General features: G+C 47.5%; 16 protein-coding genes and 1 tRNA gene. 7 read left to right on the forward strand and 10 right to left on the reverse strand.

The features are described from left to right. Nucleotides 1-44: 44 nt before the first annotated feature. Entirely contained in the window at nt 45-524 is a 480-nt protein-coding gene (locus VN23_RS13250; RefSeq protein ID WP_046352319.1) for a CinA family protein, read from the reverse strand. A gap of 106 nt (nt 525-630) precedes the next feature. Then, nucleotides 631-1,203, reverse strand: coding sequence for an oligoribonuclease (gene orn, locus VN23_RS13255; RefSeq protein WP_046352320.1), 573 nt, complete (start codon nt 1,201-1,203; stop codon nt 631-633). Between the two features lie 44 nt (nt 1,204-1,247). On the opposite strand from orn, the gene VN23_RS13260 reads away from it, so the two are divergent. The 7 genes from VN23_RS13260 (at nt 1,248) to VN23_RS13290 (ending at nt 12,448) form a co-directional block, all read left to right on the forward strand. Beyond that, a complete protein-coding gene (locus VN23_RS13260; protein ID WP_046352598.1) occupies nt 1,248-2,495 on the forward strand; it encodes a M48 family metallopeptidase in 1,248 nt (415 codons plus the stop codon). A gap of 39 nt (nt 2,496-2,534) precedes the next feature. Further along, on the forward strand, nt 2,535-2,861 hold the full coding sequence (locus tag VN23_RS13265; RefSeq protein ID WP_046352321.1) for a 4a-hydroxytetrahydrobiopterin dehydratase: 327 nt from the start codon (nt 2,535-2,537) through the stop codon (nt 2,859-2,861). Further along, nucleotides 2,858-3,736: a ribosome small subunit-dependent GTPase A gene (gene rsgA / locus VN23_RS13270; RefSeq protein ID WP_046352322.1), complete on the forward strand. Its 879-nt coding sequence runs from the start codon at nt 2,858-2,860 to the stop codon at nt 3,734-3,736. Before VN23_RS13265 ends, rsgA begins: the two co-directional genes overlap by 4 nt. 189 nt (nt 3,737-3,925) lie before the next feature. Beyond that, nucleotides 3,926-5,437, forward strand: a complete 1,512-nt coding sequence (locus VN23_RS13275; RefSeq protein WP_046352323.1) for a methyl-accepting chemotaxis protein — start codon at nt 3,926-3,928, stop codon at nt 5,435-5,437. A 204-nt stretch (nt 5,438-5,641) separates the two neighbouring features. After that, nucleotides 5,642-7,843, forward strand: a complete 2,202-nt coding sequence (locus VN23_RS13280) for a RelA/SpoT family protein (protein WP_046352324.1) — start codon at nt 5,642-5,644, stop codon at nt 7,841-7,843. 184 nt (nt 7,844-8,027) lie between these two features. Further along, entirely contained in the window at nt 8,028-9,914 is a 1,887-nt protein-coding gene (locus VN23_RS13285; protein WP_046352325.1) for a methyl-accepting chemotaxis protein, read from the forward strand. A 911-nt stretch (nt 9,915-10,825) separates the two neighbouring features. Further along, on the forward strand, nt 10,826-12,448 hold the full coding sequence (locus VN23_RS13290) for a methyl-accepting chemotaxis protein (protein ID WP_046352326.1): 1,623 nt from the start codon (nt 10,826-10,828) through the stop codon (nt 12,446-12,448). Nucleotides 12,449-12,590: 142 nt separating this feature from the next. Here VN23_RS13290 and VN23_RS13295 read toward each other — a convergent pair. The 8 genes from VN23_RS13295 to putA all read right to left on the reverse strand — a co-directional run bounded on the left by VN23_RS13295 (nt 12,591) and on the right by putA (nt 20,033). Beyond that, nucleotides 12,591-12,665, reverse strand: a tRNA-Arg gene (locus tag VN23_RS13295). Nucleotides 12,666-12,721: 56 nt separating this feature from the next. After that, entirely contained in the window at nt 12,722-13,210 is a 489-nt protein-coding gene (locus VN23_RS13300) for a hypothetical protein (protein ID WP_046352327.1), read from the reverse strand. Nucleotides 13,211-13,344: 134 nt separating this feature from the next. After that, nucleotides 13,345-13,887 carry a DUF1415 domain-containing protein gene (locus tag VN23_RS13305; RefSeq protein ID WP_046352328.1) on the reverse strand — a complete coding sequence of 181 codons (543 nt, stop codon included), beginning with the start codon at nt 13,885-13,887 and terminating at the stop codon, nt 13,345-13,347. A 5-nt stretch (nt 13,888-13,892) separates the two neighbouring features. Continuing rightward, nucleotides 13,893-14,201: a nucleotide pyrophosphohydrolase gene (locus tag VN23_RS13310; protein ID WP_046352329.1), complete on the reverse strand. Its 309-nt coding sequence runs from the start codon at nt 14,199-14,201 to the stop codon at nt 13,893-13,895. Between the two features lie 63 nt (nt 14,202-14,264). Beyond that, complete coding sequence (locus VN23_RS13315; protein WP_046352330.1) at nt 14,265-14,810, reverse strand: YaeQ family protein; 546 nt, start codon at nt 14,808-14,810, stop codon at nt 14,265-14,267. A gap of 62 nt (nt 14,811-14,872) precedes the next feature. Next, nucleotides 14,873-15,076 (reverse strand): hypothetical protein, encoded by a 204-nt coding sequence (locus VN23_RS13320; RefSeq protein ID WP_046352331.1) that lies wholly within the window; start codon nt 15,074-15,076, stop codon nt 14,873-14,875. 313 nt (nt 15,077-15,389) lie between these two features. Then, a complete protein-coding gene (locus VN23_RS13325) occupies nt 15,390-16,025 on the reverse strand; it encodes a YceH family protein (RefSeq protein ID WP_046352332.1) in 636 nt (211 codons plus the stop codon). Between the two features lie 123 nt (nt 16,026-16,148). Further along, nucleotides 16,149-20,033, reverse strand: coding sequence for a trifunctional transcriptional regulator/proline dehydrogenase/L-glutamate gamma-semialdehyde dehydrogenase (gene putA, locus VN23_RS13330; protein ID WP_046352333.1), 3,885 nt, complete (start codon nt 20,031-20,033; stop codon nt 16,149-16,151). Nucleotides 20,034-20,091 lie beyond the last annotated feature (58 nt).

A 20,091-nucleotide genomic window follows, 5' to 3' on the forward strand; every position in this document is an offset into this window, starting at 1 on the left:
TTGCCCCTCTGTGTCTGCAGATTTTTTTAAGAAAGTTAATCCAATTAATCTTGCTCTTCAATCAACTCAATCAAGCGAATCAGAGCATGGCGTACTGTTTGCATACGCACTTCTGCTCTATCGCCATCAAATAATTCTTGTTCAATAATAATTCCAGTAGGCCCGGCAAAAGCAAAGCACACCGTACCAACGGGCTTTTCTGCACTTCCCCCCGCAGGACCAGCCACACCGCTCACAGCCACACCCCATTCGGCATTAGCAAGAAGACACGCCCCTTGCACCATGGCGGCCACCACTGGCTCGCTCACTGCACCAAACTTAGCGATAAAATCAGGTGGAACAGCAAGCATGTCCATTTTGGCTTCGTTGGAATAAGTAATAAAGCCACGCTCAAACCAAGCCGAGCTACCTGCCACATCGGTAATCGCTCCGGCAATCAGGCCACCGGTACAAGATTCTGCGGTTGTTACGCTCTCACCGCGCGCCAACAGCACGCGGCCGAGTTGAGTTGCTAATACCAACATGGGGGTGACACCTTTAGATTTCAAATAGACACAAATTCGTAAGGCGGGTGAAACCCACGTATTTTTCGTACATTACTCGTAGATTGCACCCGCCCTACGGTGATTTTTAAACCGCAGCTGGAACTGCCACCGCTGGCTCACGAATAAAGTTTTCGCGGTAAAACTTCAGCTCATCAATCGATTCCTGGATATCTGCTAAAGCCGTATGCGCGCCGCGCTTTTTAAATTGCTTGGCGATTTCTGGCTGCCAACGTTTGCACAGCTCTTTCAAGGTCGATACATCCAGATTGCGGTAGTGGAAGAACTCTTCCAAAGTAGGCAGGTATTTCACTAAGAAGCGGCGATCCTGATGCACCGAATTACCACAGAGTGGCGATGCGCCTTTAGGCACGTATTGTTCCAAAAAGGCAATGAGTTGCGCTTCGACTTCCGCCTCAGTAAAGGTCGATGCTTTTACTTTATCGATTAAGCCCGATTTGCCATGAGTGTTTTTATTCCAATCATCCATTGCATCTAAAATGCTATCGTCCTGATGCACCACAAATACGGGGCCTTCGGCAATCATATTCAGATTGCTATCGGTAATAATGACGGCAATTTCGATCACGCGCTCTTTCTCGGGATCAAGCCCAGTCATCTCCATATCAACCCAGATGAGGTGGTTCTTGTCTTGTGGCATACTTGGCCCTATTCAATCACACAAAAATGCTATTTTACCCGCAAATGAACGCAAATCAGTTCTCCCTCCTCTTTCTGTTTGCTTTAACGGCCAGCGTCATATTGCAACTCTGGCTGGCGATGCGCCATATCAACCATGTAAAACGCCATAGAGGCAGCGTTCCTGCAGAGTTTATCTCTGAGATCACCCAAACCTCGCATCAGCGTGCGGCCGATTACACTGTGGCAAAAACACGTTTTGGCATGATCGTTACCCTGTTTGAAGCCATGCTTTTAGGCGCATTTACTTTGGGTGGCGGGATTGAATGGATTAATCAACTGATCTCAAGCTGGTTTAGCTCGCCACTTTGGGGTGGTGTTGCCCTGATTATGGGCATTACCCTCATCCATAGCTTAATCACCCTGCCGTTTACTTTAATTTCCACTTTTAAAATTGAAGCCAGTTTTGGCTTTAATAATATGAGCGCCAAACTATTTATTGCCGATACACTTAAAACCACTGCCGTAGCGGCCGTAATTGGCCTGCCGCTATTAGCTGGCGTGCTTTGGCTAATGGAGCAAATGGGCAGCTATTGGTGGCTATGGGTTTGGGCAGTATGGGTAGGATTTTCACTCTTATTAATGTGGGCGTTCCCGACGTTTATTGCGCCTATTTTTAATAAATTTGAACCCTTATCTGATCCAGATTTAAAACAGCGTATCGAATCACTCTTAAGCCGCTGCGGTTTTAAAACCAATGGCATTTTTGTAATGGATGGCTCCAAGCGTTCCAGCCATGGCAATGCTTATTTCACCGGCCTTGGTAAAGCCAAGCGAATTGTGTTTTTTGATACCCTGCTCAAGCATTTAAATGCCAGCGAAGTGGCCGCAGTATTAGCCCATGAATTAGGCCACTTTAAGCATCGCCATATTGCCAAACGGATGCTGTGGACCTTTGGCCTGATGCTGGGCATGCTGTGGATTTTAGGGCAATTAAAGCAAGAATTATGGTTTTATCAGGGTCTTGGCGTAAATAGCCAATCCACCGCTACCGCCCTCTTGCTATTCTTTTTAGTGATGCCGGTTTTTACTTTTATTTTTGCCCCGCTCAGCTCAATGTCATCGCGCAAACATGAATATGAAGCCGATGCCTATGCAGCAGAACAAGCATCAGCCAGCGATTTGATTAACGCATTGGTGAAGCTTTATCGCGACAATGCCGCCACACTTACGCCCGATCCTTGGCATAGCCTGTTTTACGATAGTCACCCCCCTGCAGCATTACGCATCGCAGCCTTGAAAAAACTAAATTAGACTAATTACTAATCATTCATCCCCCAGAGAGAGAATAAAATGTCACTCACTACAGAAAATTGCCAAGATGGCGCAGCTAAGCTCAGCGAAGTAGAAGCAGAAATGCTGTCTACCGATCTGCAAGACTGGATCGTGACTGATACTTATCTGGAGAAAACATTTCGCTTTAAAAACTTTTACGAAACCATGGGTTTTGTAAACGCGGTGGCCTGGATGGCCAATCAGCAAGATCACCACCCCGATTTAGACGTTAGCTACAGCCGCTGCCGCGTGCGCTGGAATACTCATTCCGCCAACGGTATCAGCCGTAATGATTTTATCTGCGCCGCACGTTCGGACGCACTCACATTGAAAGCGAATTCATGACAGAAACAGCCCGTATCGTCGCTAGCCACGGCAGGTCTTATATCGTTGAACGCACTCATGGCCAGCGCCTTCGGGCCAGTACCCGTGGCAAAAAAACGGATTTCGCCTGTGGCGATTTAGTCGATATCCAGATATTGAACGATGAGCAAGCCGTAATTGAGCGGGTATTAGAACGCAAAACCCTGCTTTATCGCTCTGATGCCTGGAAAAGCAAGCTGATTGCAGCCAATGTCACCCAGCTGATTATTGTGCTGGCCTCTGAGCCTAGCTTTTCTACCGAGCTGATCAGTCGCTGTGCCATTGCAGCAGAAGCAGGCGGTATTCAAACCCTAATCTGCTTAAATAAATGCGATTTACCAACCGCTGCGGCGGCAAAAGAGCGGCTGCAATACTTTGTAAATCTGGGCTACAACGTGGTTGAAATTTCTGCGCTGGATAATATCGCCCCGCTGCGCGCTTCTTTAGTTGGGCATATTTCGGTATTGGTGGGGCAATCAGGCATGGGCAAATCCACCATTACCAATGCGCTACTGCCAGACGCCAATGCACGAGTGAATGAGATTTCTATCGCGCTGGACGCAGGTAAGCACACCACCACCAATGCTACGTTTTATCATTTGGATGCAGAATCGGCGCTAATTGATTCCCCAGGCTTGCAGTCTTTTGGCTTGGCGCATATTACAGCACAAGATTTACCCGCTTATTTTCCAGAATTTAGAGAGCGCATCGGCACTTGCCGCTTTCACAACTGCCGCCACCGCCAAGAGCCGGATTGCGGCATGCGTGCAGGGGTTGAAGAAGGAACGATCAGCCCGCAAAGACTGGCACTACTACATCGCTTACAAGATGAATTAAGCGCAGGTAGCCGCTATTAAATCCAGCCAATTGGCCTGCATTTATTTGAGAAAGACACAGCCTAGACTAAGCTAGATAAGAGAAGAAATTAAGTCATCAGATTAAATAAAATATAGATACGTAAGTATCATATTAAAAGACAAAGCCCCCATGCTTTACTCTGCCTGATACTTGATTTCTTATTTTATTCAATCAGCCTGAGGTGGGTAATGAGTAAAGCAACTACGGTGCGCCGGCAGTTTATTAGCCTGCTTTTACTTATTGTTTTATTACTAATCACCCAAACAGCCATTATTTGGCATATTTCTTCTGAAATTCTAATCAATGGCCCGCGCTATCAGCGCATTATCGCGAGCAAAGATTTAACCACCGATATCCTGCCGCCCCCTGCCAATTTAATAGAAACCCACTTACTGGCACATCAATTGATCAATAGCATTGATCATGCACAGCGTGTGCAGCTAACTCAGGACTTGAAAATAGCCGTAAAGAATTTTGAAATACGCCAGCAATATTGGCAAAACAGCGCATCCCCACCCTCCATTGTTAACGCCATGCGCAACTCGGCTTATCCCCCGGCACAACAGTATTTAGCCCTACTGCAACAACAACTACTGCCCGCAATAGAAAACTATGACAGCCTGTCTTTAAAGGAAGCCGCACTTAAATTGCAAGCGCTCTATGACGTCCATCGTAAAGGGATCGACACTGTTGTTCCACTTGCGCTCGCCTACCAGCAAGAAGAAGAAAAAATAGCCACCCTTACCGCCCAAAAAAGCAGCCAGCTTGCCTTGGGCTTGCTTGTCATCACACTCGTCATGATCTGCCTTATTGTGGCGTCTACTTATCGCAAAGTGCTGCGTATTTTAGAAGCCGAGCCCGCAATGGCCAATGTGATGACGCATATTGCGGCTGGCAATTTGCAAGTTGTAACAGCACTGAACCCCAAAGATACAACAGGCTTGCTAGCAGGGATAAAAGCGATGGGCATGCATTTAAAGCAAGTCATTGAAGACACGCAAAACTGTGTTTCCGCGCTCTCAACGTTATCCGCCCAAATTAGTATGACGGCCAAAACACTCAATCATTCCAGCTATGAATTAGCTGCAGGCATTGAAGAAAGCACCGCGACCTTGGGCCAGCTCACGCACACCACCCGGCTTACCCTCAAAAATAGCCTGCAATCAGTCAGACAATCTGAAGACGCGGTTGAAGCATCCAAGCACGGCGCTTTAATCGTAAGAGAAACGGTAGGTGTGATGAAAAATATCGCAAAGAAAGTCAGCATCGTCGACGATATTGCCTACCAGACCAATCTGCTTGCCTTAAATGCCGCCATAGAAGCCGCGCGGGCTGGAGAGCATGGCAAAGGATTTGCCGTGGTGGCGGTAGAAGTACAAAAACTAGCGCTACGCAGCCAAACTGCCGCCTCTGATATTGAGGGTTTGGCACAAACGAGTATCGAAAAATCGGACGCGGCCATTCAGGCACTCGATCAAATTGAAAACGCAATTCAGCGCACGGCCGAACTCATTTCACAAATATCAGCCTCGGCTGCAGATCAATCCAGCGCGATTGAGCAAATCAGCTCAACCGTACAACAATTCGGCTCAATATCCAGCATGAATTCAGAGCTTGCTACTCAACTCACCGGCTCATCAGATGAAATCAAAATACAAACAGAATTAGTACAAGAAAAAATACATTTTTTCAAACTCTAAACACGGTAAATAAGATGTGATCCACACAAAAGACCTTCCACAGCCGACATCCAGCCCCACCCATCAAATCATTAACAACTGAAAGCAAAAAAACCTATGTATTTTAAGAAAAATCAGAAATTATTTACAATAAACACAGTTCTCTCTATGACTAGCCAAGCAAAGTAGGCAAAATTAGCCTCTAAATTCTTATTGTGATTTGCCATGGTTGCCGTTACCCGCCCGCTTGCCCAATCCATTGCTGAAGCAGCAGACCCTGATCGCTGGCTGAGCGCCCTTACTGAGCGCTACCCACCCACCGATATCGTGCGCATACGGCAAGCGCTGGATTGGATATTCGAGCAATACGGCCAACATATCCATACCGATACCGGCAGCTCGCTGTTTCAGCACGCCGTAGCCAGCGCATCGATTGTGGCGGATTTGCGCCTTGATGCAAATTCGGTGATCGCCACCCTCTTATTTGCGCTACCTACCCAGCTTAACCAGCCCATCGAGCTGATTAACACCCACTTTGGCCCCGATGTCACCCGGCTGGTCGATGGAGCTAGCAAGGTCAGCAAATTACGCAGCCTGGCCCACCCCATGGGTGGTAAATCCGCAGACGCCGCACAGCAAATTGAAGCCGTACGCAAAATGTTGATCGCTATGGTAGAAGACATCCGCGCCGTACTGATCAAGCTGGCATGGCGCACCCAAACCATGCACGAGCTAGCCCGCGCACCAGACGATGTGCGCCGCCGTATTGCACAAGAAACACTCGATTTATTTGCCCCTCTCGCCAATCGCCTTGGGGTATGGCAAATCAAATGGGAATTAGAAGACTTAGGCTTCAGATATCTGCACCCTGATACCTATAAAAAAATTGCCAAGCTATTAGATGAGCGACGGGTTGATCGGGAAAAGTTTATTGATGGGGTGCTCAATACACTCAGAATTGAACTTAATCATGCCGGTGTAAAAGCCGATTTAATGGGGCGGCCTAAGCATATTTTCAGCATCTGGAAAAAAATGCAGAAAAAAAAGCTCGATTTCTCCGAGCTTTACGATATCCGCGCTGTGCGTATTCTGGTTCCCGATTTAAAAGATTGCTATACCGCACTCGGTATTGTGCACAATCTTTGGCAGCCTATTCCGGGTGAATTTGACGATTATATTGCCCACCCCAAAGGTAATTTTTATCGCAGCCTGCACACGGCCGTGATTGGCGAAAATGATAAAGCGGTTGAAGTACAAATCCGCACCATAGAAATGCACGAGCACGCCGAATACGGCGTGGCCGCACACTGGCGCTATAAAGAAGGCGGCCAGGGCGATGCGCGCTATGAAGAAAAAATTGCCTGGTTACGCCAGCTCTTAGATTGGCGCGAAGATATGGCCAGCGAAACGCAATTCGCCGAGACCTTTAAAGCCGAGCTATTTGACGACACCATTTATATTCTCACCCCGGCAGGCCGCGTGATTACCCTGCCTAAGGGCAGCACTGCCGTTGATTTTGCCTACCATGTGCATACCGATTTAGGCCATCGCTGCCGTGGCGCCAAAGTAAACGGCCAGATTGTGCCGCTCTATACCGCATTAGAAAACGGCCAGCGGGTAGAAATCTTATCCACAAAAGAAGGCGGGCCAAGCCTGGACTGGCTGCATCAGGGCTATGTAAAAAGCCACCGCGCCGCCAGCAAAATCCGCCACTGGATACGCCAGCAGCATCAGGATATCGCCCTTGAAGCAGGCCGCTCTATTTACGATAAAGAAGCCGCCCGCTGCGCCGCACGGGATGCAAATCAAGACAGCATCGCAGTTAAATTAGGCTGCAAGCATATTGAAGAGCTATACGCTGCGCTTGGCCAGGGAGAGATTTCTCAAAGAGAGCTCAACCAAGCTTTCAGAGAAAGCCTGGCGCCTATCGAGCCCATCGCCGAGCAGCCTAACGACTTTATTAAAGCCGCAAGAGCCAATGGCAATGGCGAAGGTATTTTAATTGAAGGCGTCGATAAACTAATGACCCTGCTGGCCAAATGCTGCAAACCCGTGCCGCCTGATCATGTGATGGGCTTTGTGACCAAAGGCCGGGGCATCTCGATTCACCGTAGCGATTGCAGCACACTTAAACGTCTGGCCAGCGCCGCGCCTGAACGCCTCATTAATGCCGACTGGGGAATTCAGCGCGGCCATGTGTTTGCGACCGATTTATTAGTAGAAGCCCATAACCGCAATACGCTATTGCGCGATTTAAGCGACATCATGTCACGCGAACGAATTAACGTCACCGCAGTGAATACCCAAAGCAAAGACCAGCGCGTCATGATGCGCTTTACTTTAGAAATCAGAGACGCCGAGCAATTACAAAGAATCTTAATTAAATTGCAAGATGTGAATGAAGTCATCCGTGTGATACGTGGGTAATACCTTAGATCAGTGAAAGCTAATTAATCCTGGCTTTCGCTCTTTTATATGTAATAATTAACATGTCAATACTTACAATAAGCGCTTGCTTTTTTAATGCGAATTAAGATCTATTCGCAATTTGATTGCTCCACCCAGCTGCTTTTTCTATCAAAACATGTTGTTTGCATAAAAGAGCCCAATCATGAATCAATCTCTTAAAGTAAAATTGATTGTGTTTATTTCATTATTAACGCTTATTTCTGGCACTATACTTACATATGGTAGCTATTTGAAAATGCGTCATGAAATGATCAATGTCAGTTTGCATAATGAAATCATAGGGATTAGCACCGGCTACAACGTGGTGCTTCGCAACTGGGTGGCAGAGAAACAAAATATTGTTTCAGGCTTGGCGGAGGCATTAGCAAAAGCAGAGGACCCTGTTCCTGCTTTATATCAAACCGAAAAAAGTGCCAAATTCGATTTAGCCTATATTGGCACTCCTGATAAAAAATTTATTAGCGGCCATGTCGTTAACATGCCCGCCGATTTCGACCCCACTTCCAGACCTTGGTATAAACAAGCAGTAGCCGCAGGCAAAACCATCCTCACCCCGCCTTATGTGGATGCAGAAAGTAAACAACTGATTCTTTCTTTTGCATCACCGGTAAAAGGCGATGCAGGCTTTAAAGGCGTGGCTGCAGTTGATATTTCGCTTGAAGGTGTGGTTAAAGATGTTTTAAATATCAAGCTCACTGGCAATGGCTATGCCATCCTTGCGGATAAAACCGGACAAATTTTAGCGCATAGCGAAAAAGACAAACTCAATAAGCCCACTACGGATATATCCAGCGATCTAAGTGCCAGCAATATGACCAGCATTGCCAACTCACGCGAGCTGGCTGAAATCAGTATTGCTGGTGAAGACAAATATGTTTTTGTGCAGCCGGTTGAAGGCACCGATATCAACCTGATTCTGGTGATTGATAAACAGATTATTTTAGGGCCACTTAATCAATTAGTGTGGCAAGCCGTTGCAGCTTTGATCATTCTCTTAATTATTGTCATTCCCGTTGCCGGATTTCTCATTAGCAAAATGCTCAAAAGCCTGGATAAAGTACGGATTGCTATGCAAGAAATTGCCCAAGGAGGTGGTGATTTAACGCGTAAAATTGAAATTGATGGCAACGATGAAATTGCCGCCACAGCACAAGCGTTTAACCGCTTTACCGATCAATTACGCACTATGTTTATTGATATTCGCAAAGAAACAGAAAACCTGACTACCGGGATAGGCTCGATCAATTCTGTACTCAATGATCTGGCTAATGATTCTCAGCGGCTTTCAGATTTATCTGCATCTAATGCCGCTACCATTGAAGAAATCACCGTCAGCATTTCGCATATTGCCGATAATTCCAGAGATGCCAATCAGCTTGTCACCAGCACTGGGGCACTGTCTGGCCAATCTGCATCTACGGTCAAAGAGGTAGCCAATGAAGTGGGTAAATCGGCAAAAGAAGTCGGTGATTTATCCAGCCTGCTCGACAGGCTCAACCAAAGAGCCCAAGACATTAGCGGCATTATCCGGGTGATTAAAGAAATTGCCGATCAAACTAATCTGCTGGCGCTCAATGCCGCGATTGAAGCCGCCCGCGCAGGTGAGCAAGGCCGTGGCTTTGCGGTAGTTGCAGATGAAGTACGCAAGCTCGCCGAGCGCACTTCATCGGCCACCATTGAAATTACCGGGATGATTGACGGGATTCGCGGAGAAACAGGCATTGCCGTTAATAATATGCAAACCACTATCACGGCAGTGCAAAGCGGCGTGAACTTATCTGAAGAAGCCGCAGCCAAAATTGGTACGATTCGTGAAAACATGGATGAAGTGATGGCCAAAATTGGCGAAATTGCCCATGCCACACTCGAGCAACAAAATGCCACCACGGCCATGGCGCAAAGCGCAGAAAACATCACCAACCAAATGCAGCAATCCGATTCTAATCTGCAGCAAGCCACCAAAACCGTGCATGATCTGAATGAGCTGGCCGCCTACCTCACCAAGCAGTTTGGCCGCTTTAAACTTTAAGCAAATCAATATTTTAATCAACAGCCCCTGCATGGGGCTGTTTTTTTATGCAGATAAAACGTAAAGCCACCCGTAAAAAAACCCAAAAAATTAAGAATGAGTATATTGCTTTTCCAGAAGTATAAAAGTTCGGACTTAATCAGATCTCCCCTAATAAAAATCCCCCCCTCTGCAACGACCTTTCAGCAAAGCCTACTATCAAATCAAATCTAAACTTCTACAAATAAGATACGGCCCGACTTTTGGTGCGCATCTGCCACCCACTCTGACCCTTACCGACCATTCTCTCATCGAAGTTAATCCCTCTTTGTGATTCCGATGAAAATGATCCGCAAATAGATTGATTTGCCTTTTTGCATCATGGAGTAGCAATTTACCCTGCATAGTGCTAAAAATAGACGCAAAAATAAATCAAAGCATAGACCATTTTGGCACAAAGAAAAAAACACCTGCAATAGTCAAATGTGATGATAATTAATTTTATAGTAATGTTGATAATTAAAAATTCAACAAATGTTAAAATATTTACCAACAAAAAAAGAAAGAATATTAATAAAAAACAATAACAAAAGTTAATTATCAATAAGAAAATTGAGTTTACCTCTGAGAAATTTTAAAAAAACAACATTAAAAAATGACCTGATAAGTAACAAAAAAATGATACGCAGCCTGCCCTAGAATAATGACTCAAAGACGCTAAAAATACAAACACACGTCAATGTAAGTTAAATATCACCCATAAAAAAGAAAACATAAAAAATCATTCAACTTAATTTGTAAATCAACCATTCAAACCAGAAAATAAAAAACAATGATAAAAAAAGTTGAAATACATAAAAAACAAACATAAAACATATAAGTAGGCCGTTTTTTTTTAGTTATATTCGCAACGCAGTAATGAGGAAGGCATCATGCTATCCAATTTAAAATACTCAGTAAAACTAGGCATCATCTTAGCACTCGCGATTGTCAGTATGACCATCATCAGCTGGCGCGGCGTAGCAGCAACAGATCAGGTCAACCAAATGCTAAATAGCATGTACGACAATAATCTAGTGCCGATTCAGGATGTTGCCAACGCAAATATGCAAGCGATTTATCATAATCGCAGCCTATATGCTTACGTGATTGAATCAGAACAAAAAAAAATGGATCTCATTACTAAACACATGGAAGAAAACGAGCAGAAAATGAAAGAGCTGCTCGATAAATACCGCAAAACCTCTCTTACCCAGCCAGAAATGGACGCGCTTAAAAAGCTTGATGAGAATTGGCCCGCCTACCTGGCCATATCAAAGCGAGTGCAGGCAGCGAGCTATGCAAATGATAATAAGCTGGCGATGGAAGTTTTTACCCAAGAAGCAATGAAGGCTTTTCAGATTTGCGATGATCTGCTCACCGAGATTGTAAATATCAATCAAGCTCTAGGAAAAAAAGCCTATGACGATAGTGATTCAATCGTGGCACACATTAGCAAAGTATTAATGGGCATCACCCTTGGTATTTCCATCGTATTCTTGCTGCTAGGGCTAGGATTCAGTAAGGCATTATCTTCTGGTCTAGGGCGCGCCAATACCGCTTTAGAGCAAATGTCTAAGGGCAATTTAATTGCCACAATTAATGTAAATGGCACTGATGAAATTGAAAACATGCTCCGCAATATGCAAATCATGCAGAAAAATCTGGTAAATACGATTAAACAGATTATCAGCAATGCCGATCAAGTGGCCTCAGCGGCAGCACAATTAGCCCAATCATCAAGCGAAGTATCTGCCAGTGTAATCCAGCAGGTAGAAGCCACATCCGGCGCGGCTTCATCTGTAGAACAACTGAGCGTTAGCATTGATCAAGTTTCTCATAACGCTGTTGCTGTACAGGACAATGCAAAATCGGCCAATGATAATGTTCGCAGCAGCACACAAATAGTTGCCGACTCCATGGAAATGGTTAATGCCGTGTGCACTTCGGTTGCCAGCAGCGCCAGCCAGATTGATGCGCTTTCTGTGCGTATCCAGCAAATCGATACCATCACTAATGTGATTAAAGATGTGGCCGACCAAACAAATTTATTAGCCTTGAATGCGGCCATTGAAGCCGCCAGAGCCGGTGAGCAAGGCCGTGGTTTTGCTGTTGTAGCCGATGAAGTACGCAAACTCGCTGAACGCACAGCGAATTCGGCGCGTGAAATCAGTAATATGGTGAATGCAATCCGGGCGGATGCCAGTTTAGCCGTGGGCAGTATGCATAGCAGTAATGACACGGTAGACAGTGTAGTGCGTACATCCAGTACCGCAATGACATCTATGGCTGAAGTCAATACTGGCGTAAATCAGATTCTGAATGCCGTTTCGCATATCGCCACATCCTTGGGCGAGCAACGCCATGCCGGGGCCGATGTTGCTCAGCGGATAGAGCGAATTGCTCAAATGTCGGAAGAAAGCAGCTCTGCTATAGAAGAAATAAATACTTCAGCAGAAATGCTCGCCGATGTTGCCCGCCAGATGCTAGGCAACACGGCTAAGTTTCAGGTGTAATTGGCCTGACTTCTGCACCCATTCCAGCGTTTGTCATCTTTATAAGCCTGACGCCGGAAACCATCCCAAAAAGCAAAAACCCCAGAAGCCTAAGCTTTTCTGGGGTATTTGAGGATAACTAAGTGCATTTAAAGCTCTGTGCTGGTATCCCCGACAGGAATCGAACCTGTATCTAGCGCTTAGGAGGCACTTGTACTATCCGTTGTACTACGAGGACGACGCCAATCACAGCGGCGGGCGTATTATACCTGTCATCTGCTAAGAGTAAACGCTTTACATCCTAATACTCAGCTTATCTAGCATGGGTTTCAAATCCTCAGGAAATTTAATGCTTTCGCCCGGCGTTGATACCACTTCTAATTTACCGGCACTAATTAGCCCTACTTCTAATTTTCTGTTTTCAATATCAATCAGTAAGTAAGCCTGGCCTTCACTCTCATCAAGGGCGCTGCCGCTAATATAAAGCACACTGTCTTGCAGGATAGGGCTGGTTTTCGCCATATTTCGCTTAAAAATATCCAGCTGAGGGCCAAGTAATAAGCGCAGCGCATGCTTAAGCGGTGCCCTTTCCCATAAATTGATGTCCTGCGGATTTTGCCCGATAAACTGCTGCAAGGTATTCCACTCTGCCTGGTTTTTCTTAAAGAATAAATCAGGTGTGCTGGCCTCGCTCTTCGCAGCAGCCTTTGCGGGTGGCGTGCTACTTTCCTGGCAGGCGGTCAGAGCAAAAGCCATCATCAAGATAGCGAAACGGAGCAACATAAATAATCCTTGGCAATCAATTCTTGTTAGGAAAGCTTAGAGCGCCAAAGTTCATTTAATCTTGAGTGTAAATGCTACGCCTTTATCTAGCTGCTTTTGCTAAGTGCTTGTTTAGCCCCTCCTAACACAGAGCCTCACAGCCATAGTTTTTTCCAGCCATCCAGCCCCATTCCCCTTAAGGTGGCGATATTGCGATCCACAATCACGTCAGCCTCAGGAAACACGGCTACCGCCTTGGCAATACTATCTTCACGTAATAAATGCAAAGTGGGATAAGGGCTACGATTGGTATAATTATCAATATCGTCTATATCGCTGCCTTCAAACTGATACTGAGGATGAAAGCTGGCGATTTGCAAAATGCCATCAAGCTTCAACTCTTCTAAAACGGCATCTGCAATCTCAAGAAAATCGTTGTAGGCCATAAAATCCCCCAAAACACAGGGATGGATCAGCAGCGTGGTTTCCAGCTTGGCTGGATCGGCTTCGGCTAGGGTTTCTAATTCTGTAATTAATGTCTCAATCAGCACATCAATATTGCGCGCCTCGCTGACGACATAGCGCACTTGTTTTTTAATATGCACTGCTTTAGCAAATGGGCAAAGATTTAAACCAATCACGGCTTTTTCTAGCCAGCGCTCGGTATCTAGAATAATTTGTTCTTTAAATGGATTCATATTTTTTATAAGGGGGGATATTTAACTGCATTTAAAACCATTTTTTGCCGAATTGCCCGTTCTAAATCAACATTTATCACATCGGCAAGCCTAATCATATAAAGCAATACATCGGCCATTTCCTGCTCAACAGCTTCGCGCTTTACCGCATCTAATTGCTGCGATTCCTCTGGTGTGTCCCATTGAAAATGCTCAACGAGTTCGGCCATTTCTACCGACATTGCCATACACAGATTCTTAGGCGTGTGATAACGCTCCCAATCGCGATCTTGTGCAAATTGGCGAACATCGAGCATGAGTTGGTTTAAATCCATAAATGAGCGACTCTTGTTTATATGTAATAGTGCTCGTGGGCATAAAAACTTGCCCACCCTACATTATTTGAATGGTTTTAAGATGGAGAAATGCGTTTCAATGGATTGGCTATTATCTGCCAGCCACACTTGCCCATCTTGAATTGTGCATTGCAATTGCATATTGCGATTAGCTAAAGCGGCTAATGTGTGTGTCATTTCTACCGGCACATTAATCACTTGCAGATTATCTAAACGCTCTAATTTACTGGCAATGCCTTTCCACCAAACATCAGCGCTATTACCGCTATAGGTAAATACAGCCACTTGGCGTGCTTTACCACAAGCTTGGCGAATGCGCTTTTCATCAGGCTGGCCTAATTCAATCCATAATTCAATTGCGCCAGTTAAATCTTTTTGCCAAATGTCTGGCTCCTCGGTATCGCTCAAGCCCTTGGTAAAGGCAAGCGATTCGCTGGCATGCAGAGCGAATGCCAATAGGCGCACCATCATGCGTTCGTCATTTTCAGAAGGATGCCGGGCAATCACCAAAGAATGGGTGGCGTAATAATGACGATCCATATCGGCGATTTGCAGATCAGATTTAAAAATAGTTGCCTTCAGGGCCATAGCGGATCACGGAAAAATAAAATAAGCCGCATCTTACCCTGCAAAGACTTTGGGCGGGAATGTTAACCCGATTTGAGCTGCTTTGCCCCACAGCCATCCTGATGATGTGCCAGATGCTGCATTTTATGATGTGTATCGGTCAGGCTTTCTAAACAGGCGCTGCGTAATAGCTCTTGCTCGCCATGATGAGTGATGCGAAACAAACCGTATTCCATGGCTTCTGGTTCGCTCACCGGCCAGATAGGGTGAATTACAAAGGTACTCATGATAAACATCCTGATCATCAAGTGTTATCAAAAGACAGAGCAAGCATCGTGCCAAAGTTTTGAAAGCTTGCAAGCCGCATAGCCCAATCATCGGCACTCTATAAGAAGACTTTAATACCCCTCTGTGCAGCCTGTCGGATTTAAGCGATCGTAGATGGAAAGACCGGTTTGAGGCAACAACACACATTTTTGAGACGAATAACTAGCTATTCAACGAAAAAATGCATGAAATGTGGCCAAATCCAGATTTCCCATAGTAGATCACTCTTAAGTCCGGCAGGCTGTCATACGGCATTCTTTGCCGCCCGGCGATTTATTCCACGCCTAATTCGGCGCAAATTCTTGCCATTTTTTCTTTTAATTCCATCAGTTCGGACTCTAATTGATCTACTCGCGCTTGCAAGCCTAAATCACCCACTTCTTTTACATGTGGCGCAGCTTCATTGATCACCGGCTCTCCCGATAATAAATGCGCCCAGCGGCTCTCTCTGGCCCCCGCTTGGCGAGGCAGTTTTACCACCAGGGCCCCGGCGCTACGGGAAGCGAGCTCTTCTAAAAAAGCCTCTACCGCTGAAATATCAGAAAACTTATGTAGGCGCTCAGAAGCCAAACGCAGCTCCCCCGCCGTTTGCGGGCCGCGCAACATCAGCACCGTTAAGATAGCAACCGATTGTGATGGCACTTGAAACACCGCAGCAAAGCGCTGTGAATAACGCGCAATTCGCCCGCCCAAATGCGAAGACTCAACCAGCTTGAGCTCTTTTAAATGCACCAGCGCTTCATCAGCCTCGGTGTCATTAATCGCCATGACAGGATCACGGCTGGATTTCTGATTACAACCTGAAACAAGGGAATTTAAAGAAAGAGGATAAGTATCAGGAACAGTGATTTGCTTTTCGATTAAAACACCCAGAATGCGGGTTTCGAGCAGGGAAAGGAGGAAAGTCATAGTGCACCAGCAGATCAAGCAGATGGGTTTATTATGCACTTAAATGATGTGAAGCTTACTAAATTCAATCATGTAGAGTGAGCACGCTTTTGTGCCCACCCTACATTTTTGCACAGCAACCCCTTAGCTAATACTCATCAAACTCGCATTACCGCCTGCGGCTGCGGTGTTTACGCTGATAGAGCGCTCGGCCAGAAGGCGGGCCAGATCGAAGTCTTCTCCGGCAACAAGGGCGGCGCTGGATAGGCCTTGCACTTGTAAGATAGGCCCGGCAATTTCTGCGACCTGGCGGTTGATCTCACCCAGTGCATCGCTATCGCCTTCAAACAAGACCGCTCCAATCACACCGGCTTCGGCCATAGATGGCTTCACAACAACTCTGCCAGACAAGGCTTTTGGCAAGGCATCAACCATGGCTTTTACTGCCGGATGCGCAATAAATACCGCCTGATTACCACTGGCTAAGGCGGCAGCAAATTGCGCTTTTGCGCCCAACTCAGTTGCAGCAACACAAAGTACCGGGCCACGCGGATGCAGTAGGTAGCGGTTGCGCTCGCCAGTTGGGCCGGGCAAATCGATATTTGCACCTAGGCCAGATCCCGCCAGATAGCGACTGCAACGTGCCGCCGCATCGCCTTCTTTAAGGGATTGCAAATGATCGTGATAAGCCAGCAGCGGAGCAAGGGCCGCCTGATCGCCCGGCAGGGTTTGCGCAGGGCGGCGGGACAAGAGACGTGGCAAGTACAGCGGGCCACCGGCCTTAGGCCCTGTGCCCGATAAGCCTTCTCCACCAAAAGGTTGCACGCCAACCACAGCACCAATCACATTGCGGTTTACATAGATATTACCGGCTTGCACTTTCTCAACCACGTGAGCGATGGTTTCATCGATACGGGTATGCACACCAAAAGTCAGACCAAAACCCGTTGCGTTGATATCAGCTATCAGCTGATCCAAGGCTTCGCGGCGATAGCGAATTACGTGTAATACAGGGCCGAATACTTCTTGTTTCAGCTCAGACAGGCTATTGATTTCGATCAGCGTAGGCGCAATAAATGTGCCCTGCTGGCATACGCTAGGCAGCGGCAGCGCTAATACCTCAGCACCACGGTCCTTGAATGCGGCGATATGGCTGGCAATATTTTGCTGCGCCTCAGAATCAATCACGGGGCCTACATCCACGGCCAGCGAATCGGGTTTGCCGATATTTAACTCCTGCATCGCGCCTTTCAGCATATGCAGAATATGATCTGCTGCCTCAGTTTGCAGGCAGAGCACGCGCAGTGCCGAGCAGCGCTGGCCAGCCGAATCAAACGCCGACATCAGCACATCGCCCACCACCTGCTCGGCCAGAGCCGATGAATCAACAATCATGCAGTTCTGGCCGCCGGTTTCGGCAATCAGCGGAATGGTGCGGCCGTCTTTATCGAGGCGTTTCGCCAAATTGCTGGCAATTAAACGTGCCACTTGGGTAGAGCCGGTAAACATCACGCCACTGCAACGCGCGTCAGAAATTAAGGCGCTACCCACGGTTTCACCACGGCCCGGCAAGAGTTGCACCGCACCGGCAGGCACGCCCGCTGCACGCAAGATGCGCACGGCTTCGGCTGCGATCAGCGGGGTTTGCTCGGCGGGCTTAGCCAGCACAGGATTGCCTGCCGCCAAGGCTGCAGCCACTTGCCCAATAAAAATCGCCAACGGGAAATTCCACGGGCTGATACAGACCACGGGGCCCAGCGGGCGATGCGTGTCATTGGCAAAATCTTGCTCGATTTGCACCGCGTAATAGCGCAAGAAATCGACCGCTTCGCGCACTTCGGCAATCGCGTTGGGCAGGGATTTACCCGCTTCACGCACGATCAGGCCCAAGAGTGGCTGCATACCGGATTCGAGCAATTGCGCTGCGCGATTCAGGCAGGCTGCGCGCTCGGCGACCGATGTAGCTTGCCAGATTGGGCCAATATTTGCGGCGTGCATAAAGGCAGTCGCCACATCATCCACATCGGCTTCAATCACATAGCCCACCACATCCTGATGATCGGCCGGATTTTTAACAGCCTGCTTACGAGCCATATCCAGCTCGGCCACCACACCCAATAAAGGCGCGGCCAACCATTCGGTATTCACGCCCGCCAAAAGTGCGGCAGACAAGGAGGCCAAGCGATGCTCATTAGATAAATCCAAGCCGCTGGAATTCAGACGATTTGCACCAAACAAGAGTCGTGGCAGCGGGATTTTATCGTGCGGGGCAAAAGCAGGAATCACCGCCAAGGCTTGCACAATCGGATCGACAATCAGCTCTTCAATGGCCACATTTTCATCGGCAATGCGGTTTACAAACGAGCTATTTGCGCCATTTTCCAGCAAGCGGCGCACCAAATAAGCCAGCAGCGTTTCATGGCTGCCCACCGGCGCATACACGCGGCAAGGGCGGCCCAGTTTTTCACGTGCGGTCACTTCTTCGTATAAAGGCTCACCCATGCCGTGCAGGCACTGGAACTCGTACTGGCCGGGGTAGTAATTTTGCCCGGCAAGGTGATAAATCGCCGAAAGCGTTTGCGCATTATGCGTTGCAAACTGCGGGTAGACCGCATCTGGGGTCGCCAGTAGTTTTTTAGCGCAGGCAAGGTAAGCCACATCGGTATAAACCTTACGCGTGTACACCGGATAATCTTCTAAGCCATCCACTTGCGCACGCTTGATTTCGCTATCCCAATACGCGCCTTTCACTAAACGAATCATCAAACGGTGGCCACTACGGCGGGCCAGATCGATCACATAATCAATCACATGCGGCGCACGCTTTTGGTAGGCCTGAATCACAAAACCAATGCCGTTCCAGCCTGCCAGCTCAGGATCGAAACACATGGCTTCCAACAAATCGAGCGAGATTTCTAAGCGATCCGCTTCTTCGGCATCAATATTTAAACCAATATCGTAGTGGCGGGCGAGGCGTGCCAAGGCAATCACGCTAGGCAATAATTCTGCCGTAACGCGGTCTTGCTGCGCACGCGAATAACGCGGGTGCAAGGCAGACAACTTGATCGAAATCCCCGGGCCTTCGTAAATACCGCGCCCGGCCGATGCCTTACCAATGGCATGAATCGCTTGCTCGTAAGCAGCGTAATAACGCTTAGCGTCTTCCGCCGTAGTAGCCGCTTCACCCAGCATATCGTAAGAATATCTAAAGCCTCGGGCTTCAAATTTTCGGCTATTGGCTAGTGCCTCAGCGATGGTTTCGCCGGTTACAAACTGCTCGCCCATCAAGCGCATCGCCATATCGACGCCCTTGCGGATCAAAGGCTCGCCACCACGGCCAATCAAACGGGTTAAGGCAGAAGACAGCCCCGCTTCGCTATTGGTGGCAACCAGCTTACCGGTCAGCATCAGCCCCCAGCTTGCCGCATTCACAAATAAAGATGGCGATTGCCCAAGGTGAGCATGCCAATCGCCCTTGCTAACTTTATCTCTGATCAATACATCACGCGTAGCGCGATCAGGAATACGCAGCAAAGCTTCGGCCAGGCACATTAGCGCCACACCTTCCTGGCTGGATAAAGAGAACTCGTGAATCAGGCCTTCAACACCGCCACCGGTACGCTTGGCGCGTAATGCCGCCACCAATTTATGCGCCAAGGCCTGTGTTTGCTCGGCCATATGTGCCGTCGGCATTTTGGCTTGCTCTACCAGCACCGGCAGGCATTCGGCCTCCGGACGGCGATAAGCCGAAGTAATGGCAGAACGCAAAACGCTTTGCACGGCAATACTTTGAGCCAGCTCTAGGAAAGGAAGATTGCTTTCAACGCTCTCTGCATCATCCAGCAGCGGCAGCGCTTCGCCATCTTGCGCCAGCTCCAGCGGGCGGGCGCCCTGCTCTACCTGCTGCAAATAGGCAAAAATTGATTGCTTAATCAGCCAATGCGGCGTTCTATCTAATTGCTGGGCTGCAGTTTTAATCCGCGCCCGCAAATCGTCGTCGACTTTAATTCCTAGCGTTGTGCTGGCCATTTTTGCGTTCTGTTTAATCAAGATGACATATTATAAATCGAGTTGCACCTTGCAATGT

Origin of the sequence: Janthinobacterium sp. B9-8 (assembly GCF_000969645.2) — a bacterium.
Lineage (GTDB): Bacteria > Pseudomonadota > Gammaproteobacteria > Burkholderiales > Chitinibacteraceae > Iodobacter.